This is a genomic window from Hahella ganghwensis DSM 17046, assembly GCF_000376785.1.
Classification (GTDB): Bacteria; Pseudomonadota; Gammaproteobacteria; order Pseudomonadales; family Oleiphilaceae; genus Hahella; species Hahella ganghwensis.
The window spans coordinates 1-24351 of the sequence record NZ_AQXX01000122.1; the positions used below are offsets into that span (position 1 = coordinate 1).

The 24351-nt window shown below is 45.0% G+C and carries 20 protein-coding genes; 9 read left to right on the forward strand and 11 right to left on the reverse strand.

From position 1 onward, the window contains the following. Positions 1-229, reverse strand: a 229-nt coding sequence (locus F566_RS0116560; protein WP_026180062.1) for a transposase, incomplete at its 3' end; no start/stop codon positions are given. 52 nt (positions 230-281) lie between these two features. After that, positions 282-677 carry a lycopene cyclase family protein gene (locus tag F566_RS0116565; RefSeq protein WP_020408132.1) on the reverse strand — a complete coding sequence of 132 codons (396 nt, stop codon included), beginning with the start codon at positions 675-677 and terminating at the stop codon, positions 282-284. 304 nt (positions 678-981) lie between these two features. Between F566_RS0116565 and F566_RS0116570 the strand changes: the two genes are divergently transcribed. Continuing rightward, on the forward strand, positions 982-1974 hold the full coding sequence (locus F566_RS0116570) for an acyltransferase family protein (protein ID WP_157496832.1): 993 nt from the start codon (positions 982-984) through the stop codon (positions 1972-1974). A gap of 36 nt (positions 1975-2010) precedes the next feature. On the opposite strand, the gene F566_RS0116575 is transcribed toward F566_RS0116570, so the two are convergent. Then, the gene (locus F566_RS0116575; protein ID WP_020408134.1) at positions 2011-2787 is read right to left on the reverse strand and encodes a glycosyltransferase family A protein; all 777 of its coding nucleotides are present in this window, start codon (positions 2785-2787) and stop codon (positions 2011-2013) included. Between the two features lie 459 nt (positions 2788-3246). Here F566_RS0116575 and F566_RS0116580 point away from each other — a divergent pair, with 459 nt between their 5' ends. The 5 genes from F566_RS0116580 (at position 3247) to F566_RS0116600 (ending at position 11616) form a co-directional block, all read left to right on the forward strand. After that, entirely contained in the window at positions 3247-5529 is a 2283-nt protein-coding gene (locus F566_RS0116580; RefSeq protein WP_026180064.1) for a hypothetical protein, read from the forward strand. Beyond that, positions 5526-6779 (forward strand): TIGR03087 family PEP-CTERM/XrtA system glycosyltransferase, encoded by a 1254-nt coding sequence (locus tag F566_RS0116585; protein WP_020408137.1) that lies wholly within the window; start codon positions 5526-5528, stop codon positions 6777-6779. The genes F566_RS0116580 and F566_RS0116585 overlap by 4 nt, the downstream gene beginning before the upstream one ends. Further along, positions 6776-7357: an acyltransferase gene (locus F566_RS0116590; protein ID WP_020408138.1), complete on the forward strand. Its 582-nt coding sequence runs from the start codon at positions 6776-6778 to the stop codon at positions 7355-7357. Before F566_RS0116585 ends, F566_RS0116590 begins: the two co-directional genes overlap by 4 nt. 117 nt (positions 7358-7474) lie before the next feature. Further along, positions 7475-8584: a right-handed parallel beta-helix repeat-containing protein gene (locus tag F566_RS0116595; RefSeq protein WP_020408139.1), complete on the forward strand. Its 1110-nt coding sequence runs from the start codon at positions 7475-7477 to the stop codon at positions 8582-8584. Positions 8585-8706: 122 nt separating this feature from the next. After that, complete coding sequence (locus F566_RS0116600; protein ID WP_020408140.1) at positions 8707-11616, forward strand: HzsA-related protein; 2910 nt, start codon at positions 8707-8709, stop codon at positions 11614-11616. Between the two features lie 20 nt (positions 11617-11636). On the opposite strand, the gene F566_RS0116605 is transcribed toward F566_RS0116600, so the two are convergent. From F566_RS0116605 to F566_RS0116630, 5 genes are all read right to left on the reverse strand, one after another. After that, positions 11637-12521 carry an FkbM family methyltransferase gene (locus tag F566_RS0116605; RefSeq protein WP_020408141.1) on the reverse strand — a complete coding sequence of 295 codons (885 nt, stop codon included), beginning with the start codon at positions 12519-12521 and terminating at the stop codon, positions 11637-11639. Between the two features lie 35 nt (positions 12522-12556). Continuing rightward, positions 12557-14086 carry an exosortase A gene (xrtA, locus tag F566_RS33180; protein WP_020408142.1) on the reverse strand — a complete coding sequence of 510 codons (1530 nt, stop codon included), beginning with the start codon at positions 14084-14086 and terminating at the stop codon, positions 12557-12559. A gap of 43 nt (positions 14087-14129) precedes the next feature. Beyond that, a complete protein-coding gene (locus tag F566_RS33185) occupies positions 14130-15236 on the reverse strand; it encodes a nucleotidyltransferase family protein (RefSeq protein ID WP_020408143.1) in 1107 nt (368 codons plus the stop codon). After that, entirely contained in the window at positions 15229-16101 is an 873-nt protein-coding gene (locus tag F566_RS0116620) for an HprK-related kinase A (protein ID WP_020408144.1), read from the reverse strand. Before F566_RS0116620 ends, F566_RS33185 begins: the two co-directional genes overlap by 8 nt. A 277-nt stretch (positions 16102-16378) precedes the next feature. Next, positions 16379-17089 carry a hypothetical protein gene (locus F566_RS0116630; protein ID WP_020408146.1) on the reverse strand — a complete coding sequence of 237 codons (711 nt, stop codon included), beginning with the start codon at positions 17087-17089 and terminating at the stop codon, positions 16379-16381. 177 nt (positions 17090-17266) lie between these two features. Between F566_RS0116630 and F566_RS0116635 the strand changes: the two genes are divergently transcribed. Next, positions 17267-18046 carry a YdcF family protein gene (locus tag F566_RS0116635; protein ID WP_020408147.1) on the forward strand — a complete coding sequence of 260 codons (780 nt, stop codon included), beginning with the start codon at positions 17267-17269 and terminating at the stop codon, positions 18044-18046. A gap of 129 nt (positions 18047-18175) precedes the next feature. On the opposite strand, the gene F566_RS0116640 is transcribed toward F566_RS0116635, so the two are convergent. Next, a complete protein-coding gene (locus F566_RS0116640; protein ID WP_020408148.1) occupies positions 18176-18868 on the reverse strand; it encodes a class I SAM-dependent methyltransferase in 693 nt (230 codons plus the stop codon). Positions 18869-19119: 251 nt separating this feature from the next. Between F566_RS0116640 and pepA the strand changes: the two genes are divergently transcribed. Continuing rightward, positions 19120-19881, forward strand: a complete 762-nt coding sequence (gene pepA / locus F566_RS0116645) for a flocculation-associated PEP-CTERM protein PepA (protein ID WP_020408149.1) — start codon at positions 19120-19122, stop codon at positions 19879-19881. 102 nt (positions 19882-19983) lie between these two features. Here pepA and F566_RS0116650 read toward each other — a convergent pair whose 3' ends face one another. Further along, the gene (locus tag F566_RS0116650) at positions 19984-20799 is read right to left on the reverse strand and encodes a PEP-CTERM/exosortase system-associated acyltransferase (protein WP_020408150.1); all 816 of its coding nucleotides are present in this window, start codon (positions 20797-20799) and stop codon (positions 19984-19986) included. A 293-nt stretch (positions 20800-21092) separates the two neighbouring features. Here F566_RS0116650 and F566_RS0116655 point away from each other — a divergent pair, with 293 nt between their 5' ends. Then, on the forward strand, positions 21093-21953 hold the full coding sequence (locus F566_RS0116655) for a ThiF family adenylyltransferase (protein ID WP_020408151.1): 861 nt from the start codon (positions 21093-21095) through the stop codon (positions 21951-21953). Between the two features lie 25 nt (positions 21954-21978). On the opposite strand, the gene F566_RS33190 is transcribed toward F566_RS0116655, so the two are convergent. Then, entirely contained in the window at positions 21979-24288 is a 2310-nt protein-coding gene (locus F566_RS33190; RefSeq protein ID WP_020408152.1) for an efflux RND transporter permease subunit, read from the reverse strand. Positions 24289-24351: the final 63 nt, after the last annotated feature.

Sequence of the window (24351 nt, forward strand, 5' to 3'; positions counted from 1 at the left end):
GTTTCACCTGGGCCTTGAGCCTTCTGATCTCCTCCTGCTCGGGAGTTAGCTTCCCATTGCCTCGAAAAGCCTGGCCGTCATCTCTGCGATGTTCCCTTATCCAGCGGCCCAGCATATTGGGGGTAATCCCAAGGCTTCGAGCAGCATCGGTTTGACTGTAGCCTTGATCCAGAACCAGGCTGATGGCATCCAATTTAAATTCTTTTGAGTACTTCTTTCGTGTGGTCAATTTCTTCATCTCCAGTTAGGGGTATTATCCTTAACTGGGTTGGTCTGTTCTATTAGGCCACGTCATAGTTCTGAGATGCATATTGGTAATACTTATTTAATGCTTCATAAGAGACTGGCCAGTCGTGGGCTTCAAGATAGTTTCTTCCCTGAATTTCAAAGTCTTCAAAATGGGTGCATAAGCCGCCCCAGGTATTCGTAGCGCCGCCAAGGGCAAACTCCCGGGAATTTCGTTTGATGGAGAGATCTGAAAAAGAAACGTCTTTAAGCGCTCGATTGTGGAGATTGTCCAGTGTCATATCGCCGCTTTCAATCAAACCGACACTGTTCCCAGGAAACTTCTTGACCAGCTCCCTGGCTACAATAATTCCAGCAACACCGCCCCCTATGACACAAAAATCAAAAGCATAAGACTTGGGCTTGGAGACAGATTGATAGTCAATTCTCATACTGGTCCACAAAGGCAACGTTTAATCTTAGTCTGTGCTGATGATGTGGAGGAAGCCTTGCCGATAACGAGGGTGCTTTAAGTCGATCACCAAGTTGTCTGCATTTGTTGATTATTGTTGTTTTCATCTACCTGATCAAGGCCATAAGGAGTAGGGGGAGTGCGGAGCATCTATTTTGTGAGACAAGGCAATATTTAAGAGCTTTTTACATTTTAGTCAGGATTCAGGATACTCAGCAGCGTCTTCGTAGTATATATTTTGTTCAAGGTGACCGGGGAAGTATAGACTTTCGGTGGGTGAAGACGTGTTCTTAGGATATATACACTCTTTCAGAGCTCTGGCTATTTTTTTTATTGTCGCCGGGCATGCTATAGATGCATTTGTGTGGGCGGAGGGAAGTAGTCTCGAAAGGGCCTTGAGAATCGGGGTCAGCAATGGGAGCACCCTTTTTGTTTTTATTGCTGGCTATTTATTTCAGCATTTGTCGGCAAAATATCAGACTCGCAAATATATGACGAACAAATTCAAGAACGTCATATTGCCCTACTTCTTTATTTCAATTCCGGCGATTGCCGTGTTTGTTACCGTTATACAGCGGGATAGCGTATGGACTGGATTTTATGACAATCCGGCTTGGCTGCAGATATTTTACTTCTATGCTACGGGTAAACATCTGGCTCCTTTATGGTTTGTGCCGATGATTGCGATTTTTTATCTGGTCGCCCCCCTGCTGGTCAGACTGGATCGTCAGGAGCGAATTTATTATCTACTACCGGTATTTTTGTTGATCTCCTGTTTTATCAACAGAGGGCTGCCTTTGATGAGCTTTGTTCACTTTTTTTCAGCTTATCTGTTAGGGATGTACTGCAGCCACTATAAGAAGAACATCAACCCGAAGCTTAGTCAGTCCAATATAATGTTGGGCCTTGGATTGTTGGCACTGATATTGGGGATTGCTGAGTTTTACCTTATGAAGGGGACTATGACATACGTAAGCTATCTGCAGAAAATTGCGCTTTCTCTGTTTTTTCTTGGGGTGTTTATCCGCTTGGGTGAAAGGCTGCAGTCAGACTTTATCAGTATTGTTGCCGACACTAGCTTTGGGGTGTTCTTTATCCACTCCTATATTCTCACCAGTGGGAAGATTGCTGTGAGTCAATTAAACGGGGGGCTCTATGGAGGTAATATCCTTGCTTATGGTTTGGTTTCGGTGGCTACACTCCTGCTGTGCGTTTTCCTTATACTCGTGATAAAAAAGATACTTGGAGGCTATAGTCGCTACCTTGTTGGAAGTTGATACTTCAAACTTTTGGCTGCTCAATAGAAACTTGGGCTACACCATTCCGAACTGTTCTCGAAGGGAATTATTTAACCTACGTCCCTTGATATATGGCTTGAGATAAGCTTTGAGGGCTTTGATCGGGCTATCTCTCCAGCGATCGCTGATATTGTCGCCACTGGCAAGCATGTAACTAATCATGTTGTCGTTGACCTGAAGATAGGGTTCTTTAATTTCCTCCTTGAAAAAACGTTGCATTGCCATATGAGGATATCTGGCCCAGGGAATCTGGCCAATTGTTTCTTTGGTAATATTGATCGGCACTGTCAAATAGCGATCAGCCAGGATAGAGGTCGATCCGCAATACTGGGACATCGATTTTGTTTCGATAGCACGGTTACAAGAGTCATAGACGATGTATCCTCCATCGATAATCGCGCCTGCATAACCATCTAGCGTGCCTATCGTCTTGACGAAATCCCGATGTAGAAGGTCATCTGAATCAAGTTGGTACCAAAAATCGATGTTTCCGCTTTTAAGTGCGGCAATGCCGGTAACAATTTTGATGTTCTTATCAAGAATCAGGTCCTGATGAGTAAATCCGGGAGCGGATCTGTCTGGAACCGGGGTGGAGACGGAAATAAATTTGATTCTGGGGATCGTGTGATCTTTTAAAAAGTCCGGACAGTCATGTCCTACGATCACAACATCGTAATTATCAACGGATTGTTGGATGATTGATTGAATGGTTCTGTGCAGAGCCTGACAAGTTATCTGCCAATTGCGGGATATAGACTTTGCCTTGAGTGGTATAACGATGCCGAGCTTCATTAACTGCCTTTATGCATTTTCCTTTTGGAAGACTTTTCTTCCAGGGCTACCTGATCGGGACTTAAATTTCAGACTGCATACTAATGCAATTCAGGGATTCTGATAAGTTCAAAAAGAGGAAAATTCTGTGATTTCTCTTGGGGCGATTTAATCAGAGGGAGGCAAGGGCAGTTACAGGGACGAAGAAGGAGCGATAAAAGTTTTACGAAATAATGATTTTGGACTATTTACATTATTGTCAGGTAGTGGGCTCATAATTAAGAATCTGAATTCCTGTTGGAAAATCAAAGATTTTTCAGGTTTTTTGGCTTCAGGTGATGCTTGATAAGGGATGAGCCGGTATGATTTACGCCATCACTTCAATGGATCTGGGAGCCGTCAGAGCGGAGATTGTCAAAGCTTCTGCCCGTCTGTCTGGCTTCAAGGCAACTATCTGGTTTTGTTGCAGTTATCACAAAAATGAAATCTACCAATATCCTCGTGTCACAGATTGCTACTACCGTGATTGCTGTCGTGGCAATAATCTCGGCTTACCTATTTGGGCTCTATTTACCATTTAACCTGTTGGCTACCCTTGCCAGCCTCACAATCTTTACTGTTCTACTGACTGTCTTTCCGACACTGTGGATGATCCTGCTTCCGTTTTTTTGTCTGGTCGTTAATCTGGCCCCCGAAACAGGGAGGTTTATCTTTAACGAATTGGATCTGGCATTTCTGGTGGTGGTTGGAGGTGTCGGCTTGCATATGGGACTAATAAGAAAATGGGTACCAGCATTTCCCGGATGGACAATACTGGCTTTTCTTGCGCTTGCACTTGTACCAATAACACAGGTTCCATTTTCTGAGCTTCTCGAGCCTTCTCTGGGTAACCCTTATTATTCGCCGGCCTATTTTTATCAGGTTGCAAAAGGGATCGTTCTGGCGTTCGTCCTCGCATTGTTTACTCGCGAAGAGCTGAATCATAATCGCCAGCGAACCCTGAAAGCCCTGGTAGCCGGGGCCTGGTTAGCCAGTGTCGCGATATTTGTCATTGTATTGTGGGAACGTGGTTCCCTGGGAGTGATGGCAACTACGACTGACCTCTACAAAATAGGGAACTCCTTACTCAACCTGTCTACCACATATCGGGTGACCGGTCTGTTGGCGGACATGCATACAGGAGGGGAGAGTCTTGATGGATGGTTCCTGTTGCTCATTCCACTGAATATGCTTGGCGTGATGGTGTTTCGTTCTCAAAAGGCGCGATTGGCATCCATTGTTTGCTTGGGAATGGTGTTTTATTGCGTGGTCATGGGCTTTACCAGAGCGACCTATGCCAGTGCAGCAATTTCGGTGGCAGTTTTTATCGTGCTCAGCTTGTATAAGAGTCGCAGAGAAAACCAGGGGCGACTGGCGCATATGTCACTTATTGAGCTGGTACTTCTGGGAGCGTTTGCCATATGCACATGGGTTGCATATTCGGTGTCCGGATTTTACGTATTAATTGCCGCCGCACTCTTGCTGTTTGGAGGGTTGGTCCTGGCAATGTACCGAGAGCGACTCAACGGTTTTTTCTGGCCTGCACTGGCTGTCATTGCCTGCCTTGCGGCCGTTATCAATTTTGACTCACTTTCAGATAGCCGTTGGGTTGATGATTCTATGGCTAACCGCCTGAAATTGGCGGGGGTCACTCTTGGGCTTGTCGTCGCTGCGGTCTATATATATGGCTTTCGGAAAATTACCAATACGAAGCTATACCTCTATTCAAATATATTCACGTTGATGATCGCGTTGGCTCTATGCCTTGCTTTGGGTGGAAGCAGAATTCAAAGTCGAATGGAGACAGTGGAAAACGATTGGCAGACTCGTTTGAAGCACTGGTCAAACGTCATTGCCTCCTCTGAGTGGCGTTTATCGGATCATTTAATTGGAAACGGTCTTGGGAGCTTTACCGCTAATTATCTGACCTATAATCCAGATCTGGTAAGAGAGGTTGGCAGCTTTTCCGTGCTTAGCGATGATCAGGGAAGCGCCATACTTGCAGTCGGACCGGAAGGGGATCAGATGGTTGGTCAGCGTGTCAGTATACGCCGTGGTCAGACATACAGAGTGGAAATGGTTGCTCGGGCAAACGATAAGCTTGAAGTTCGTTTCACCTTCTGCGAGAGAAACCTGATCATTTTTGATCGATGGGATGTCAAGTGTACAGGGCGTAACTTCCCTGTGAGGGCGTCTGAAAATTTTGAGAAGTATCAATTGGAAATAAAGTCAAAGAAGGTTGGCAGAGAAAGTATTACCCAGCTACCGACACTGTTTATTGTTAAGCCAAGGAAGGGGGACTCAATATTGGAGATACAGTCCATTCGAGTGACAGATGCTGATGGTAGAAATCTCATTTCCAACGGCGATTTTGAGCAGGGGATGGACAATTGGTTTTTCTACCATGACTTTAAACATCTTCCCTGGCACATTAAAAATATCTATCTGTCCCTGTATTACCAGCTAGGGAGTATAGGGGTTGTGTTATTTGCTGTTATGACTGGTGTCTTGATCAGGCGAAACCTTCGCCCTTCTGAAGATAGTCATCTAATTACGGCCATTACAGCTATAGTGGCGAGTTATCTCGCCTTTGGGATGTTTGGTGATCCGTTGGATTCGCCTAGAGTCAACTGGCTGTTTTACGCCTTATTATTTTTTGCCTGCGCAAGGAACAGAACCTCTACGCGCCGGGTTGTAGGAAGTGTTGGAGCTAGAGCTGCGTGAAAGTTTTATTTATTTCTCATCGTATTCCTTATCCCCCGAACAAAGGGGAGAAGATACGGACCTACAATCAGATTCGATTCCTGGCTGATCGTGGCCACACAGTATTCGTTGCGTCTCCATTTGAGTCTGAGTCTGAGCTTGCTCACTTTCGTGAATTGGAGAAACTTCACTGTCAAAAGTCGTTCGGCGCTAAGCTGGGCAATAAACCGATTCGACTGCTTGGTGGGCTTTTAAGTGGAAAAGCATTGAGTGTTGCTAACTTTTACAACAAAGATTTGCAGGTTTCCATTGACCGCTTTCTGTCTGAAGAATCGCCGGATGCTGTCATATGTACCGCTTCCAGTGTGGCTGAGTATGTATTTCGCTCAAAAGTAATATCAAAAATGGCCAATAAACCCACACTGATGATGGATTTTATGGATCTCGATTCAGATAAATGGCGGCAATATGCGGCCCAGAGTGGATTTCCAATGAAGTGGGTATACCAGAGAGAGGCGAATCTCATTCTGAATTATGAGAAGAAAATCGCAGAGTACTTCGACGCTAGTCTGTTTGTGACTGAGGCGGAAGTGGCGCTCTTTGAGAAATTTGGCGGTAGCGTCGATAAGGTTCATGCTATTGAGAATGGGATGGACACTGACGAATTCCAGCCGACACAGTTTAAAGATAGAACTGAGGCTCCAGTATGCCTGTTTACGGGGGTGATGGATTATTCTCCAAACATTGATGCAGTCGTCTGGTTTGTTGAAAACACCTGGAGCCGGGTATTGGAAAAATGGCCTGATGCCCGGTTCTTTATCGCGGGCATGAATCCAACAGAGAAGGTGAAAGCTCTAGAGCGGTACAAAGGGGTAACTGTTACAGGATTTGTTGAGGATATTCGCCCCTACTTTGACCAAGCCACTATTTTTGTCGCACCGTTTCGGATCGCCAGGGGGGTTCAAAATAAGGTACTACAGGCATTCGCTTGCGGTTTGCCGGTAGTTGCAACACCGATGGGAGCCGAAGGGATACGGTATGAAGACGGAAAGAATATCCTACTGGCGAATGATTCAGGAGATTTTCTAGCAAGGTTGGTGCAGCTGACAGAAGACAAAGCTCTTCACGAATCTATTTCGATCCAGGCATTGGAGACCATTCATCAACATTATTCCTGGAAAAGCATCCTGGCTCCATTTGAGACCTTATTGTCAGGAACTGGGCAAGCGATGCCAGGAAAGAGGATTAATGCTAATGAGGTGGCAGAATGAAGGAGATGATGAAAGATGCCGTACATGTCTGCTTTTTAATTCTTGCTTTTCCGTTCTTTCTGCTATTTTGGCTGCTTTCGACAATTTCATCAAAGGACAGGCTCTTCAGTAGTTTTTCTCAATTTATGAGCTTATTTCCGGGAATTTTCGGGAACTACTTAAGATTAGGTTTCTACCGGCTCGCAATGTCACATTGCGAGAAAAACATCGTGATATCCTTTGGAACCTTGTTCTCACAAGTCGATACCGAAATTCGGCGTGGGGTCTACATTGGACCTCAATGTAATATTGGTAAATGTCAGATCGAAGAAAATTGCCTACTCGGAAGTGGAGTTCATATTATGAGTGGCAAAGGGCAACATAACTTTTCCGATCTGGATACTCCTTTGCGTGAACAGGGAGGGGAGTTTAGCAAGGTCACAATCGGTGAGGACAGCTGGATTGGGAACGGCGCACTGATAATGGCGAATGTTGGAAAGAAGTGTATTGTAGGTGCTGGCGCAGTCGTTATTAACGACGTCCCGGATTTTGCGATTGTGGGCGGCAATCCTGCGAAGGTTATAAAAATGAGGAAATAGGACTCGCAGCTTCAGTGGAGTCTCTTCGATCAGATAGCATCTGATCAATAATTCGGCTATTTGCGCAATCGGAATGTCTGTAGCTATTAATCTTGTTTAATGGAATAGCATGTGACGATGATTGGCTGGCACCTTTCTCAGAAACTTTGTCTTATCTCTCTATTGATCCTGTTGATAGTGTCCGGGAGGGTGTCGGCTGCCTCGGAGGAAGTTACCTCTACGGGCACAGGTGAAACTGAGCAAAGCACCATTGTCGTCAAGGACAGCAAGGACTTAATTAACACGATTGCCCTGGCAAACAACCTAGGGTATACCACAGTGTTACTTAAGGATGGAATCTATAGAATAAAAAAGACCCTGGTTATTACCGGAGATCATATTTCTATTGCCTCGTACAGTGGTGATAGAACAAAAGTGATCTTGAGAGGCAATGGAATGCGCGGAAGTAAGAAAGTTGAAAACCTCATCAGGGTATCTGGAAAATATTTCTCACTGGATGGAGTTACGCTGGAGCAGGCAGGGAATCATCTGCTTCAGATAGCTGGCGAAAAAGACGCCGACTTTCCGAGTATTCGTAACTGTATATTACGGGACAGTTACGAACAGCTTCTTAAGGTGAGTTATAACCGCAAAACCCGAATCGCCAGCGATTTCGGCGTCATAGAGAATAGTCTTTTTGAATATTCGGCAGGTATTGGACCTCAGTATTACATTGGTGGCATCGATGTGCACGGGGGGCAGGGTTGGATCGTCCGGAATAATGTGTTCAAAGATATCGCTAGTCCTTCCAAGCATATTGCAGAACATGCGATTCATTTCTGGAACCGGACCAGAGACACCCTTGTTGAGGGGAATGTCATTATTGACAGTGATCGTGGCATTGGTTTCGGCCTGATCAATAGACCCAATGAGGGAGGGATTATTCGCAATAACGTCATCTACCATAGTGATAATGATGATCCCTATGCCGATGCTGCGATTATTGTCGAGGAAAGCCCCAATACAGTGATTGAGGGTAACAGGATTTACCAGGCTCACTCTTATCCAAACGCAATTGAGTATCGCTTTGAAGAGACAACCAATGTTGTCATCCGTAACAACATTAGTAACAAAAAAATAGAACGACGAGACGGCGCCAATGGACAAGTCGGAGGAAACAAAATCGAATTGGAATTAACCAATGTTATTGGTCCTGAAACATTGCAGAAGCATGGACTGGCTTTCTGAACAGAAAGTCACATTCATCAATTAAACATTACTTTAACTATATAAATTGCCTGTTTAGATCAATAAATGTACTGCAATAACATGAGGACTCCAATAACAGCGGACGTGGGTTAAGTCTTAAAATGGCACATCATCGTAAATTCTTCATGTTGGCAGTCATGTTCTACTGCCTGGATCTCTCAGCCACTACTATTGACTATGATATTGTCTACGTCAGACAGCCTAGGCATGGTGACTCCGAGCACATTAAATGGCCGGAGGCAGCCTCACCGGGCCGCGTAGAAATGGGATCGGATCTGGTTCTGTTGCATCCGGATGGATCAGAAGAAGTGCTGGTGGATACGGAAGTCGGAGCTGTTACAGATCCCAATGTATCGTTAGACGGCAAGTGGGTTTATTACAGTTATTTTCACGATGTCTCCTCAGAGAAACTTAATAGACAACGATATGGTCTTTCAGAAGGCGGGTCTGATATCTATAAGATCAATCTGGAAACTCGGGAAATTGTCAGATTGACGCACCAGGAGTTTACGCCGAATACGGGTAGCGGACACTGGAATGAGAAAAACCCAGTAAATCCAACCGGCGGATACAACTACTTGGGGTATGGAATTCTCAATACTGGTCCTGCGCCGATTGCGGGTAATAAGATAATTTTCACAAGTAACAGGAATGGTTTTAAGCCAACCAAAAGTTACTCCAACCCTACCATGCAGCTTTATGTGATGGATGAGGATGGTAAAAATGTGACACCCATCGCGCCAATGACACTTGGGTCTGCTCTGCATCCTATTTCCCTGACAGACGGAAGAGTTATATTCAGCAGTTACGAGTCTCAGGGGTTACGAGATGAACGTTTATGGGGTCTATGGTCCATCTATCCTGATGGTCGGCATTGGGAACCTGTTGTCAGTGCTTTCTCACATGCTGCGGTATTCCATTTCGCAGCGGAAACCAGTGATGGGCAAATAGTCGTCGAAGACTATTACAACAAGAACAATTTTGGATTTGGTGCACTCTATGCCTTTCCTATAGAAGCTGGTTATGGACAGCCAAAATTCCACAGCGCTGTGAGCGAAGAAAATCCAGAAATCGCGCGAACCGTGGATGGAGATCTAAGATCCTTTACAATACCGTTCTCACCAAAAGGTATCTATTCTCTTACGCCTTCCGCATCTTCTTCAGATCGGGCAGCGACACCGGGACAAGGTAAGTACACGCACCCGGCTGCTGCACCTGATAATGATTTACTGGTGGTATGGTCTGACGGCCCGGTCAATACGCTAAAAAGACCCTCGCCATATCCGGCTGTAGACTCAGGGATCTATATGATTGATAGAATGGATCCCGTGATAGATTCCCAGCAACTGGTCCTGATTAAAAATGATCCTAATTACAATGAAGCCTGGCCAAGAGCAGTTGTTCCCTATAAGCGTATCTATGGAATTGATGAGCCGAGGTCAATTGCGTGGCTACCCAATAAAGGAGAGGAGCATGCTCAGCTTCCTGAGGGGACAGCGTATGGCTTAATAGGGACTTCAAGCTTTTATAATAGGGAAACCTCTCCTGGTGGAGAGGATAATGAAGGAAGTTTTGACGGTTTGGATGCGTTTAACACCAGAAGCAACAATCAAAGTCCGAACTGGGTATTGCAGGGTGCTGATGCTGGTAAATATTCAAATGATGATATCTGGGGGGTACGCATTCTTGCTATGGAGCCATTTTCCCATAAGTCTTATGGGCCGGGATCTGATCGGAAACGTTCAGCTTTCTTTTTCAATCATGTTGGAGAAAGGTTGAGGATACTCGGGGAAATTCCCCTGAAAAAATACAATCTCGATGGATCATTGGTTATGGACCCAACCGGAGAACCGGATACGAGCTTTCTGGCCAAGATCCCTGCAGATACGCCATTTACTTTTCAGACAATTGATAAAAATGGCAGCGTCCTGAATATGGCGCAAACCTGGCACCAGGTTCGACCTGGTGAAGTGCGGACTGACTGCGGAGGCTGTCACGCGCATAGTAAAGAGCCTGTGAAGTTTGAGCAGACGGTAGCAGCATCAGCAAGCTATCAAGTATGGGATTTAACCAAATCAACCCCATTGCTGACCCAGGAACAGGATGGCACACCGAGAATTTATGAAAAACCAGAGCCTGTAGTAAATGTTGAGTTCTACAAAGACATCAGGCCGATTCTGCAGAACAAATGTGTTTCTTGTCATAACTCGGTGGGATATAACGGAGCTCCCGCACAGCTTGCTCTGGAGGATGTCTCAATTCCTGAAGGTAAAGTATTGCCAAATGATTATTCACGGTTGTGCTCAGATTCATACGCTAGTTGGGGAATCCCATCTGTGGTGAGAATAGGGACTGATGAACGTCCGGTCTGGAGGCAATCCAATGCCAGCAGATACGTCAGATTGTTTCAGAGCCGACGTAGTCTGTTGATATGGAAATTATTTGGGGAGCGTCTTGATGGCTGGACTAATGATGACTTTCCGACCGAAGAAGTGCCTGGTGATCCTGATACCTTACCGGAAGGTGCTGGCGCCAGTGGAGCCGACATCGATTTTACTGGCGACATCATGCCTCCAGGACACCCTTTAACGGCAGATGAAAAGCTGGCATTTGTTCGCTGGATTGACCTTGGATGCCCGATTGATACTGCCAGCAACACTGATAAAGATGGGTATGGATGGTTTCTTGATGAAACAAGGCCGGCACTGACTGTAACCTATCCTGCGCCTGGTGTGTCTACTGAACCGCTGACACGTATATTGGTTGGTGTGTCTGATGCTTACACTGGTGTCGATCATTCATCTCTTGAGATATATGCAGACTTTGAGATTGAAGAAGTGGTACCTGGCAGCTCTTTAAAGCATAAATTTACTCAAATCGCTGATGGTGTGTATGAAATGAAGTTTGCGAGCAGGGTAGTGAGCCTCCAGAACGGAACCTTGTATGTGTCAGTGAAGGATAAGCAGGGTAATATCACCAGGGTAGAAAGGTCTTTCTCTATCATTCCATGAAGTTAATTTCGAGGTGGCAATCAGTCGGTTATGCCAATGACATCATACTGTTGATGTTTAAACTGATCGTAAAAAGGAGTCTTGCGGTCAACCGGCTGATTGCCTTCCAGAGGAACAAGCCATTTAAAGTTTCTTTGTTTTTCCGCTGCTTCAAATATTTCTTCAGGGGTCATGTTTTCCCTTTTTAATACGTCGGGATGCAGCTCCACTAAAACAATCATCTTACTGGCACTTTTTATAGTCTCAGAAGCCCCCTCAAAAAAGGCCTTTTCCTGGCCTTCCACGTCAAGTTTTATTGCAATACAGTCGTGGCTTGTCAGTGCAAGATCCTTGCTCAAAGTATCAAAGGTAGTAACCTTTGTTTGATAATTGTTTGAGGTTTCTTGTGCTTGAGTGAGCGAAATATGCCCCTCGTGATCGGATGCCACGCTTTCATCGAAGTGGAAGTAGGCAGAGCCGGTGAAATTGGATATTGCCGCTTCTTGGGTCATCGCTTTTACGGGAAGGTGGGCGGCATTCAAAGCTAGAATGTCATAAGACCTTGGATTAGGCTCCACCGCGAGGATTGTACTCAGATTCTTGCATCGGGATGCCACAAGCGCAGAAACAATCCCAATGTCTGCTCCCAGGTCGATAAAAGCGATTGAGCCCTGTTCCTGACGAAGTATCTCCAGAAAAGGATCGATTTCATCCAGATAGTAGTTTTCCGGGCCTCGATTATACCAGAAGCACCACTGATCCCAGGGAACGTAAAAGTCCTGGTTGTCAATTCTGTGCTTGATTAAATGCCGCCCGTATCGTCCCTTAAGATGCTGGTAAAGAAAATATTTTCCCGGCGGATCATAACGCTGTATTTGGGTAATGATCCAGTTGACCGCAGAAGGAAAAAAACGCTGTTTACTCATAAGTGAATTCATGATCTTTTTTGGCCATCCTTCTCTTATTGAGTAAATGGAAGTGTCTCTGTCAGTCGGGGGTACAAGCTCTCGGCTGCCGAGATTAGTTGCTCTTGCCTATTTTGATATTCGTTATCGTCAGCTTTTACAGAAAGAGCAATAAACGCACCTTCCTGTTTTCCTGTAAACAAAAGTTCTGCAGTCTGCCTGAGCTTGATGAGCGTTTTAGAGGATGACTGGAAGTCAGCGAGCTGGTACCAACTGAGAATAATGCGTTTTTCTCCTTCTGGAGAAGTGATCATCATCAGGGTTCCCTGCACTGAGTTTGGACCGAAGGATATGGTCTCCTGATGTATCAGACTCCACTTTTCAATGTCAAACTCTCTGTTGAGGTAGGAAACCAGTTCACCTTTGCTGCCTGTGCCGTACCAAGCCAGATAGACGTCGCAATTTTCATCCTGGTAGGGCTGGCGGGTATGCAGGGTTTGCGTCGCACCTTCAAAAACGGGATGCCATTTAGGATTAACGACCTTTGTATCCTGGATAAAATCCAGCTGAATGCTGGAAGAGCTCTCTGTTCTCTCCGCGTCGATCCAGAAATTTGCTACTGCTACCTGAATTGCCAGTAAAGACCCTATTAATAGTGCAGGCTTCTTGAACGTCTCGATATTCCAGTTAGCAGAATAATCTATCCCTTGGCTTTTCTTCATTAGAGCCTGGCGTTTGAAGGCAGATTCCGGTTCGCGGCCGATTTCACCCATGAGTATCAGAAGAAATATGACGATGCTGAAGAAGAACCAGCCATAAATCAGGTGATCTGCACCGACGGCGTACTCCATATCGGAATAGAACGCGATAATTATAATGCCATAAACCCTGAGGATATTTGCCGCTATAGGGACTAAGAATGAAATAAGAATAAACAGCGACTTCTTCCAGAGTTTGGTGTAATTCAGGTGTGCCAGCAGACTTCCAATGACGACAGACACAATCGTAAAGCTGATACCAGAGCAGGCCTCTGCGACAAGAAACCTGCCTTGAGGGATGTCAATGTAGAGACCGTTTCTGAAAACAGGCACAGAAGAATAATTAAGTAATACAACTGACCACTTTGCAGCAATATCCTGAAGTGTGGGAATTAATTGTTCGCCGACAGGGATTGCGAAAACAAAGAAGAAAAGGGGGTAGAAGATAGCAAGTGCGGATCTGAGACCTATGCAAAGAAAAATGGCAAACGGAATAAAGGAGAAGGCTGCCAGATGCATTAATACGTTAATATCACCCGCTTTCCCGAAAAGATATACCAGTGAAATCAGTAGTAGAAACGTAAAAACAGAATAGGTCGGTACCGGTTTGGTCAGGACCAAATCCTCTCTTTTGCGATAAATCAGGTATATTGCAAATGGAATAACAAATGCGCAGTGATTAAAAATCTCATTGTTCAGCCAAATAAAGGCTGCTGTATCAATGCCGGTCTGAAATGCGAGATACCAGGCTAGGGATAGTATGATTATCAGTAAAACAAGAGGCTTGTTGCTCTTTATGTTTTCGATGAAGGTGGTTAATGCTTCCATTTAATTTATAACGGCCTCTAGCAAAATCTCTGTTTCTGTTGCCTTAGTGGGTCTTTTCTTTGTCGAAGAATGTATTTCCCAGAAAATACTCAATAATCAGCCGCCAGGCTTTATTGACGCTGTGGTATATCAGAACAGGGAGCGGCATCTTTAGATGGTGACCTCTTAAAAAACCCATGAATGCCGCCAGGGAATAGCTGGGAGAGCGAACAGTCGGATGGCTGGGAATTAGGAGTTGAGTGAAGATGAAATCTACTATTGGTAAAATCGGACCACTGTTTTTTTGATTAAGCAGGTTTACTACATGCTCGGGTATTGCTGTGGAGGTAAGCCTGTTAGTGTAGCGGCAGGCATAGAATAGCTCTCTTTCGAATCCGGTGGATTCGGCAAGGTCAAGTAATTGCTGCCAGTATTCTTCGGTATTGTCTGACATGAGAAGATGGAGATCGAGCAGATCTCGGTATCCGTACTTGAATTCCTCGTTGTAGAAAAGGTGTATCAGGCTATGCAGAGTCATCGCAGGTTTGTCCAGAATCTGGTAGCCATCCTTTGTGATAACGGTATGTTCAAATAACAGATTAATGTCTGGGGCGCGAGTGGAAACCACCGGGATAATATTATGGTGTATATCGATTAACGTTCCTCGGGTCGCATGTTTCATTGGAGGAATTTCGTGAGCCCACTGCCGATAGTATTTTTGATCGTATTCGTCCATTTCCTCCGGCAGCCAGCCATTTAGTGACATGGTTTTCTCGATATCGCTGATAGCTGTCTTATCTACGAGAATGTCGATATCGCTGTAAGTTCTTCCAACACCGACCGATAGACCGGATAATGAGTAGCCGGCACCTTTCAGAAAAATGAGGTGAGAGCCAATGCCGCCGATTTGTTGTTGTAGCAATGATGCCTCGTAATGGACCTGCTGATATTGCTTGTCTGCAATAATCTCTGCGTTTATGAGGTGATGTTGCGCATACTTATGTACCTGCTCAAAAACACCGGCTTTTCTGATTCTCTTGGCGTAACGGGCAAGTAGTTGTTGGTAACGAAGAACCAGAATGATCTGTTGCCACCGTTCTGCATCGATGGATGCGGCAGATTCTGGATGAAGAAATAACTGTATGACGTCGCGGGCGGAAATATCAGGCATTGTCGATAATGTCTTGTTCCAGAAATTCCATGACTTCTTCAAGATTGCTATAAAAGATCTCAAAGGATTCGGCTGATTCTATAACTTTCGTAAGTGTATTGAACCCTGAGACACCATTCACGCCAAAATTGAAGGCATTCTCAGCGAACTGCATAAATCCCTGTGTCTTATTGAGCTGATAGATTTCGAGCTCTCTTCCAGCTCTATAACTTGGGAAGACAATTGCTACGATTCTGGCATCCACTTCCTTTTGTTGCCAGCTTGCCTCTGGCGGCGATAAGTGAACGACATTACCTTTGTGAGTGTTGTGGGCAACAGTGGAAAAACGTCCTTGAGAAAACCAGGACTTTGCTAAATCAATGGAATGATTTTTTAGGCAGATCGGACGTACAAACGGCGTTACGACATTACTGTTTGGGTTGATCAAGGCCATCTCGTCTGAAAGTAGGCGCCATCCCTTAAATGCCAGATAGGCTGTCAGAGTGCTTTTACCTGAGCCGGGAGGGGCGGGAAACAAAATGGCCTTGTCATCTTTGGCGAGTACTGCCGAATGAGCTATGACGTATTGCATCTCGTTAGAAGCAATGGTCCAGTTCATTCCCCACTCAAGTAATGCGTAGCCTTGTTCCTGTCTGAGTGGTTTGAAAGGTTCTTTCTGATCGCAAAAGAAGCGAGCCTGTGGCTTGAAATAGCGTCTGAGCCCGGAGCCATTGTTCAGCGAAAGGGTATAGTCTGTTACCGGCGTTGGCTCTGAATCGATTAGCCCCGGATACATCTTGAGTAAGTTTTGTTCAATGAGCTTGAGGTCGGTATTTACTCTGAATGAAAAAGGGTAAAGGTTCAGGCAATAGTTCTGCAAGGCCATCAGAAACTTCTTATTAAATTCGGTGAAAGTTGAACCGGGAATACTAATCGCAGGCGTTAATGAAACCCTTTTCCACCAAGCCTTTCAAGGGGTTATGAAACTTTTCAGAGTCACTTTGTTTGAAATAGACGGCGAGGGCCTCTTCGATCTGCTCTAACCTTAGCTCTATACCGATGGTTTCTCCAGTGTGAGCGCTAAAAAACACACATCCAGATCCATCAGAAAAGGGGTGGATTGCCACCCCTTTTGCCAGTTTGCAGCCTGATAACGACATTAACTAGGAAACGTCACAGCTGGCAGATTCTGCGTCACAGTTCTGGATGACATACTCCAATGATGACGCCAGTGCGTAGGAGTTGGTCAAAGCTTTGTCGCAAAGATACTGGGCAAAAGCCTCAACTGAACCAAAGACGTTGGTGATTGGGTAGTAGATGCCACGCGATCCGTGATACAGCGCGTTCATGTACATACATACCATATATAGGTTGACATTATGTGGACCGGAAAGGTCAAAATAATTGTCGCCGTCCTTGGTTTTGATGTAGTCAGGATTCTGGCTGCCATCAAGTTCAATTAGAGAGTTATCTATAATTGATCCTGAATCGCCTTCGGCTCCCTTGGCGACTTCATAGAGACTAAGGTCAAAGTAGTGGTTGTCCTTTGACTTAACTTTGCAGAAGCCCGAATAGTTGTTTTCACTCAATGGTTCACAACCGAACACATTCTTGAAGGAAAGGTTCTTGTCGCCAGACGGAAAGTGATTTTTCCAGTAACCTGGGGATCTGAGCTGAATTGTGTAACCATCAGCCCAGTCAGAACCGTGACCGGATGCGACGATTGATTGGGTAATGCCCCCGCCACCAGCCCATACGGATTTGGTGGGAATAGTTGCGAGTACTGCACCGGCAGAGGCGCGTTGTAAAAACTGGCGTCTGGAGGATTTGCCTACAGCAGACTCAGCAATTTTATCCTGCTTATTCGATTCCATTGGTTTACCCTAGAATGACGTTTAGCGGCTATTGTACGACTAAAATATTTAAGTTTTAGTAAAAATGTTATAAATATAGTTAAGCAAAAAGTGAGCCGGATATTAAGTTATTGTTTTGTAAGGCTTAAATCGAGAAAAAAAAATTACTTGTAAATTATCCTGACATTGATAAACCGTATGGAAACTCTTTTCTTTCTAAAAAAGGTGATCGGGTCTTTATTGGCTCCGGTTCCGTTGGTGGTTTTGCTGCTTTTAGTCGGTGTGTACCTCCATTTCGTGAAAAAAAATTATAGAAACTCAGGGAGGTTTTTCCTCGCAGCTGTTGTTCTTTTATTGGTTTTTTCAGTTCCTGTGATACCAAGCTCAATGCTTCGACCTCTGGAAACGGAATTTCCGGCTTTTAATGACCCACCGATAAAAGTGGATAATATCATGGTGTTAGGGGGGTGGAACAATGAAGATGAAAAGCTTCCTGGTATTTCCCGCATTTCGTCTTATTCATTATACCGGGCTGTAGAAGCCTATCGTCTTTCCAGAGTATATCCTGAAGCTACCGTGGTGCTGTCAGGGCATAAAATAAATGGATTTGAATTATCGCACCCGGACTACATGGCTGATTTTTTAATTTCTTTGGGGCTGGATCCTGGTCGAATCATTATCAGATCAGGAAGTCGGGACACGGAAAGCGAAGCTCTGTTAGTCAAAGAGCTTGCCCTGGGAAAGAATAACCTCCTGGTGACCTCTGCTAACCACATGGAGCGCGCTGTTAATATTTTTGACAGTGCAGGAATTGAGGTAATCCCTGTTCCGGTTGGTCACTTGACTAGCCGGGGGAAAAGTATTTCGTATCATATATTTACCCCGGATGCGGATGCTTTGGAGCTTAGTGAAGCGCTGGTGTACGAGACGCTGGGAAGCATTTGGTTTGCAATGAAGGGGTGGCTGTCTGGTGAATAGTGGGTAATAAGGTTGGAGCTTCAAGAAGAGAGTGTCAGTGAGAAAATACCCTCTCTTCTTTTGTTAAATATTCTCGGCTATGTAAATCTTGGAGTTCTGGGCGGGTATCTATTCGGGACCTGCGATTAATTACTCGGCAGACGTTGATGAATCAGCAGGCGGTTTTCTGCAAACCACATCGTAACAGTTGCCGGAAATTTTCTCGTATGTAATCTCATAGCCTGATTCCAGCAGTTTGTCTCTAAGTTCATCCTGGTGGTACGGGGTATAAAGAATGCCCTTCTTTATACCCCAATCATTGATTCTCTGGGCTATCTTGTTAAAAGGCCATGGTGTTCTCGGATATAGCAATACATTGCAGGCCAGGGTGCCTCCCGGTTTCAGTACCCTATATATATCTTTCAAAGAGCCGTCTATGCTGGGGAAACAGTGAATAGAATTGGCAATATTGGCCGTGTCAAAGAAATTGTCAGGATACGGGAGCTCGGCAGCATCTGCGTGCTTGAGGGTGACATCGGGCGTGTTTTTGAAGCGTTCAACTGCGCCAGCCAGCATTGACTCGGCATAGTCCACCCCGACGATTTTAGATGGCGGCATCTTTTTTAACTTGCGCCAGCGGAGTACCAACTCCAGTAAAGTCCCAGTTCCACACGCAACTTCAAGATGGCTGGGCCCAAAATTGGGCGCAAAAAATCTCAATTGAGCCCATATAGTGCTGTTATAGGCGAATGTCAGGATAAAGAAGCCCCTGATATCATACCACCATGGGGGAGATGAGTAGGCCTCGGCAATTTCGTCTCGAGTTTTGCCTGTGTTTTCCACTATGCTGCAGTCCGTTGTTAGGTTTAATGGGGATACTTATCAGTAAGGTTATACCTTATTGATTATAGGTAAAGTCGACAGCTCTAGAAAGTTAGATAAAACTCCAATGAGGTGTCAGTAAATCTTACATTCAGTAAGTTTTGGTTTTGAATGATGTTTCTTAACTGTATGAAATATAAGATAAAATAAAAATTGGCACGCGTAGTGCTTTGTTAATGGCGTATAACTACACCTTGTTAAGGAGCAATTCGATGTTCAAGAAAAGTGCGTTAAACGCTGCTGGAGTAGCGACCTTGTGCGCGGCATTCTCATTCCAAGCCACCGCTGGCTTCCTGGATTTCCAAGTTGACGAGACCCCATACGGCGGTACTGTTCTGACTGCAGACAAGCTGAATGGTGGATACCAGGAAAACCTGACTTTTGACGGTGCAGGCGGTTTCACAATTTCCGCTTACGCAACTTTCGGTCAGCTGTTTGGTAACGACGGTACTACTGATCTGGGCGCTAGCTCTCAAATTGGTGACTCTTACCAGATTTATGCGAAGTTTTACTCTGGCGGTACTGTTTCTCCAGTAGCTCCTGGTATTACTGAGTTCACTGGTTCTGGTGGTTCTGTTGAGATCTATCTGGATGCCAACAACGACACTACCGGTACCCTGGGCGCTACAGCACTTGATCCCATCCTGATGTCTAACGATGGCGATGACTTGTTGCTGGCTGCCACTACTGACTTGGTATACGGTACTGGTTTGTTGACTGGTGTTGGTGGTTTCTTTGATCTTTTGTTTGATAACTTTGCTTTGACTGCTGACGGTGCGGACTACTTCGTATCTCCAGATCCTTTCTACATCAAAGTAAACGTAGACGGCGATTTCGATACATTCGAATTGACCGGTACTCAAGTTGTAACTGGTGACATAAGCGCGGTATTCGTACCTGAGCCTGCTTCTCTGGCTATCTTGGGTGTTGCAGCAGCAGGTTTAGGATTTAGTGCACGTCGCAAGCGCGCATAATCTTAGGAATGCTCCTAAAACAAAAAAAGCAGCCTTATGGCTGCTTTTTTTATGCGTCGATAAAGATACTAGGAAAGGCTTGAAGAGCTAGCTGATCTGTCTTTAACTCTCTTTAAGCTGACTCAGGATTGAGCGCTGGATACCAGACTCAAGTGCTTTAAAGCCAGGCTTCAGGCTTTTAAGGAAGATTTCCTGGTTGATGTAGTAGGGCGCGCGTTGCCCGTGATACTCAATTGCAGGTCCTATTTGTTCAAACTGGATACCTATTAAAGCCATGCTTCTGGCCAGTCTAGGTTCCATCATCACGAAAGCGTGCTCGATACCTTTTTCCAGCGCAAGTCCAGCGGCAGCCAGATAAAGCCCAATTGAGATAAACGGAAAGCACCGGAGCTCTTCTTCTGAATAGGTGATCTCGTTGATTACCCCCGTGCCGGCCCCCCCATACTTGTCACTTTTTCTGCGTCTAAATTCGGCTAGTACTGCCAGCCGTGAAATTTCACAAATTCTGTTGCTTGGAAAACTCTCTGGTCTCAGGGAGCTGTCCTGGTAGGCGTGTGAGCAGTACTTTTGGATAGGGAGTTTCTCTTCTGGCTGTGTTGGGCAAACGACTCTTACACAACCTGCATACCTGTCTGTGGGGATATGTCTGATCAGGCAATGAGAAGAATATAAATCACAATCATCTATTTCAAGTCCGTCCGGACGCGGGGGCTCGAACTTGAGCTCTTCACAGTAGACTTGGTGGCGAATTTGAAAAACGTGTTGTCGATGGAGTTCTGTTTTTGCAATGACAGGTGCAAGAAACTTATCAAAATGCTCTGAGATTGTTGTTGCTTCCTTGTTGACTCTGTTGGCTACCATACCGCCAAATAGCTTTCCGCCAATTCTGCTTTGTCCCAGTTTCTTTATCACGCTCATATTTGGTGCTCTTTTATCCCAGGCGATACAAGTTTCCGTTCAATCCAGGCTATATGACATATCATCAGTATAGCGCTATAAATAGAGGAGTGTTAGAAAGGAGATTGCCACAATAGTGGGTGAAAATAATGCAATTAAAAGTAAGTTTTAAGAAAAATATATAAATTATCGATATCTAAGACGCGGCTAGGCTACAATATCTATAACTCCATGATTTTCAAGCTCTTAGTAAAAGAGTAATCATAACAGCTTTAGTGCAAAATATTGTAAAAAGGATCGGATTCTTAAGCAAAATGTATAACTACGAAGCTGCAATATCGAGAAATATCGGTTGGCTTTCAGAAAGAGAGCAGCATGTCCTGAAAGATAAACGGGTTGCAATTGCCGGGATGGGGGGCGTTGGCGGTGCCCATCTGGAAACCCTTACAAGGTTGGGTATTTCAAAGTTTCAATTGTCCGATTTTGATGTGTTTGAAGTGCATAACTTCAATCGCCAGGCGGGGGCTGCCATGAGCACGGTAGGGCAGCCTAAGCTGGACGTTATGGTAAAACGAGCTTTGGATATCAATCCTCAGTTGGAGGTTCAGTATTACGATACGGGAATAAACGAAAAAAACGTTGATGCGTTTTTGGAAGGGGTGGACCTATATGTTGATAGCCTTGATTTCTTTGCTTTAAGTGCTCGAAAGTTGGTTTTTCGAAAATGCCAGGAAAAAGGTATACCGGCAATAACTGCTGCTCCAATGGGAATGGGATGTGCGTTTCTGGCATTTCTACCTGGTGGAATGACATTTGATGAATATTTCAGGCTTGATGGTTATTCAGAAGAAGATCAACTTATACGCTTCCTGATTGGCTTGTCACCTGCCGTGCTTCAAAAAAGTTACCTTGTTGATCCAAGTAGAGCGAACTTTCAAGAAAAGAAGGGGCCTTCCACTCCGATGGCTGTTGATTTGTGTGCAGGTATTGCAGGGACGAATGCTGTCAAAATTCTACTAGGGCGCGGCAAGGTTGTAGTCGCTCCATATGGGCTACATTTTGACGCCTACAAAAATAAAATGGTGAAGACTTGGCGCCCGGGTGGGAATGCGAATATTTTGCAAAGGATTGCGTTTGTCGTAGCAAAGCGCATTCTCACTAGAAAAAAACGCTAGCCCAGCTCTGCTTGACGGGAATTATTTAAGCATGGTTTGGGTTGCTGCCGCTCCTCTGGCGACGATCCAAGTTAAGTAGAATGACTGGTAACAGGAAGAAATCGAGTATCAGGGCAAATACAATGGTCATTGCCACCATTGAGCCCATATAAGAATTTACGTTAAATTCTGAGAAAGCCAAGGTCAGAAAACCCACTGATAGAACCAGAGTCGTTACTACAATGGCCTTTCCAACATGATGGAAAGCATAGGTGACAGCCTCTTCGGCGTTTAGTCCCAAGTCTTTTCTGGCTCTTATGTATTTGGAAAGAAAGTGGACAGTATCGTCCACAATGATTCCAAGCGTAAAAGAAAATACGATGGCTACGGCCACGTTCACTTCTGCAACCGTTATACCCCAGATTCCAAAGGCCATTGCCGCTGGCAGAGCATTTGGAATTATGCTGATCAAACCATATTTGATTGACCTAAGTGCCAAAATCAGAGTGATGGTGATAAAAAATAACCCCAGTAGTGATCCGGATACCATGGAGTGAATATTATTCTGACCCAGATGGGAGAACATGATTGATATTCCACCACCTGCAGTTCGGAGTTCCGGTAAATGGGTCGCCAGCCATTGATCTATTCGGGATTCAATTTCCAGTAGCTGTTTTGCCTTTTGCCCTTTTACCAGCGCGGTAATTTTTAAAGCGGATTTGTCGAAATTGATAATATTGTTCAGGTCAAGTCCGAAAGGCAGCGACAGTTCGTAGAGTAGTTGATATTGTGCAGACAGCTCTCTGTTTTCCGGTATTCGATAGTAAGTCTCATCTCCGGCGTTCATGTTTTGGTTTAGTCTTTTGATGACATTGGTGTAGCTGACAACATGAACGATTTCTGGTTGTAGCAATAGCCAATCTTTGAAGCGATCAACTTTTTTCAGAAATTCAGGTTCATTGATGCAATTGGTTTCCTGGCATCTGAGGGCGTAATTAAATGAATCAAAACCGGTCAGGTTTTCCTGCATGAAATCTGCAGCCTGGCGAAAAGGGACGCTTGTTTTGAAGTAGCCCAAAGTATTGTCGTTCAGTTCATTTCTGGGGATCTGGGAAACGACAACCAGGATCAGTAGTGGGCCGAGAATGAGGACTCTTTTTTGATTCCTGATTAAAAATGCACTAAATCGATCAGCAAAATTAACGCTGCTTTGTTTCGGTACATTGATAGGAAGCCAATAAAGCAGTGCGGGCAGTAATGTCAGGCTCCATAAGAATGCCAGCATAATACCTACCGCCCCCCAATTTCCAAGCTCCCGAAAAGGAGGCGCTTCGCTGAAATTCATGGCCAGAAAGCCCACAGCAGTCGTTGCACTGGTAAGGAAGACAGGCTGAAGATTTGATTTATAGGTATTGATGAGAGCGGTTAACTTGTCCTGTCCGATAGCGCGATGGAACTGGAAACTGTAGATCAAATGTACGGAATCGCAAATGGCAATAGTCATGATAATGACGGGGAGGGCGGCTGTTACCTGATTGAGTGGAGTGTTGATCCACCCCATGATACCAAGGGTACAGGCGACGCTGGTTAAAATGATGACGAGTGTCGCGAGCATGCCGGTGAAGGATCTGAGTAACAGGATTAAGAGCACTGCCATCAGAACGATCATGATCGGAAATAGAATTTTACTGTCCTGTTCTGAGAGCGTGTTAAAAGTAGCGACAACAGTTGTTTGACCTGCAAGCTGAATATTAAGGCCGGGGTATTTTTCCATAACTGCTGAAGCCAGTTTTCTGGCGGCAGATACTACCTCGATTGACGCTCGATCTTTTTCAATGGGGTCATCTGGTAAAATGAGGGTGACATTGGCGGCACTTACGCTGCCATCATCTGACACTATAAAGTTTGATAGTTCGGGTTCCCCGATAGCTATTTGGCGAACTTCATCGAAGTCACCTTGTTCGAGCACGTCATCATCAACCAGGTCGCCGACAAACAGTTCATCTCCGACTGCATCTGTGTGCTGGTGATTAGTGATGGAATCCACTCTTCCTGAATAGGGGAGCTTCCAGGCTTCATCGGTTAGATAAATGATTCCTTCCAGATTTTGGCGATTAAAAAGATGATCGGATGAGCTGGAAATAACAAATGAAACGGTATCGGACTTAGTGAATTCATCCTCAATGAGGTGATGCTGGACTAACTGAGGGTTTGTTGGATCGAAAAAGACAGAGTAGTCACTTTCAACGTAAAGGTTGGGAAGTCCGCATATCGAGAAAACTATGATGGCTATACTGACAACCGCAAGCCAGTCTTTACCGGATACCAGAAAGTTGGCGATTCGGTCACTTTTCATAATTCCCTCTAACAGGCAGGACTTGTGTAGACGCTCAGCTTCCAGGAGTTACTCTCTCGACAT

Excerpts from the sequence above, each read along its gene's own strand:
- F566_RS0116565 (WP_020408132.1), bottom strand. The coding sequence starts at position 677 with ATGAGAATTGACTATCAATCTGTCTCCAAGCCCAAGTCTTATGCTTTT.
- F566_RS33185 (WP_020408143.1), bottom strand. The coding sequence starts at position 15,236 with ATGCCTGATATTTCCGCCCGCGACGTCATACAGTTATTTCTTCATCCA.
- F566_RS0116635 (WP_020408147.1), top strand. The coding sequence starts at position 17,267 with ATGGAAACTCTTTTCTTTCTAAAAAAGGTGATCGGGTCTTTATTGGCT.
- F566_RS0116650 (WP_020408150.1), bottom strand. The coding sequence starts at position 20,799 with ATGAGCGTGATAAAGAAACTGGGACAAAGCAGAATTGGCGGAAAGCTA.
- F566_RS0116595 (WP_020408139.1), top strand. The coding sequence starts at position 7,475 with ATGATTGGCTGGCACCTTTCTCAGAAACTTTGTCTTATCTCTCTATTG.
- xrtA (WP_020408142.1), bottom strand. The coding sequence starts at position 14,086 with ATGGAAGCATTAACCACCTTCATCGAAAACATAAAGAGCAACAAGCCT.
- F566_RS0116605 (WP_020408141.1), bottom strand. The coding sequence starts at position 12,521 with ATGAGTAAACAGCGTTTTTTTCCTTCTGCGGTCAACTGGATCATTACC.
- F566_RS0116655 (WP_020408151.1), top strand. The coding sequence starts at position 21,093 with ATGTATAACTACGAAGCTGCAATATCGAGAAATATCGGTTGGCTTTCA.
- F566_RS0116620 (WP_020408144.1), bottom strand. The coding sequence starts at position 16,101 with ATGGCCTTGCAGAACTATTGCCTGAACCTTTACCCTTTTTCATTCAGA.
- F566_RS0116590 (WP_020408138.1), top strand. The coding sequence starts at position 6,776 with ATGAAGGAGATGATGAAAGATGCCGTACATGTCTGCTTTTTAATTCTT.
- F566_RS0116580 (WP_026180064.1), top strand. The coding sequence starts at position 3,247 with ATGAAATCTACCAATATCCTCGTGTCACAGATTGCTACTACCGTGATT.
- F566_RS33190 (WP_020408152.1), bottom strand. The coding sequence starts at position 24,288 with ATGAAAAGTGACCGAATCGCCAACTTTCTGGTATCCGGTAAAGACTGG.
- pepA (WP_020408149.1), top strand. The coding sequence starts at position 19,120 with ATGTTCAAGAAAAGTGCGTTAAACGCTGCTGGAGTAGCGACCTTGTGC.
- F566_RS0116630 (WP_020408146.1), bottom strand. The coding sequence starts at position 17,089 with ATGGAATCGAATAAGCAGGATAAAATTGCTGAGTCTGCTGTAGGCAAA.
- F566_RS0116575 (WP_020408134.1), bottom strand. The coding sequence starts at position 2,787 with ATGAAGCTCGGCATCGTTATACCACTCAAGGCAAAGTCTATATCCCGC.
- F566_RS0116600 (WP_020408140.1), top strand. The coding sequence starts at position 8,707 with ATGGCACATCATCGTAAATTCTTCATGTTGGCAGTCATGTTCTACTGC.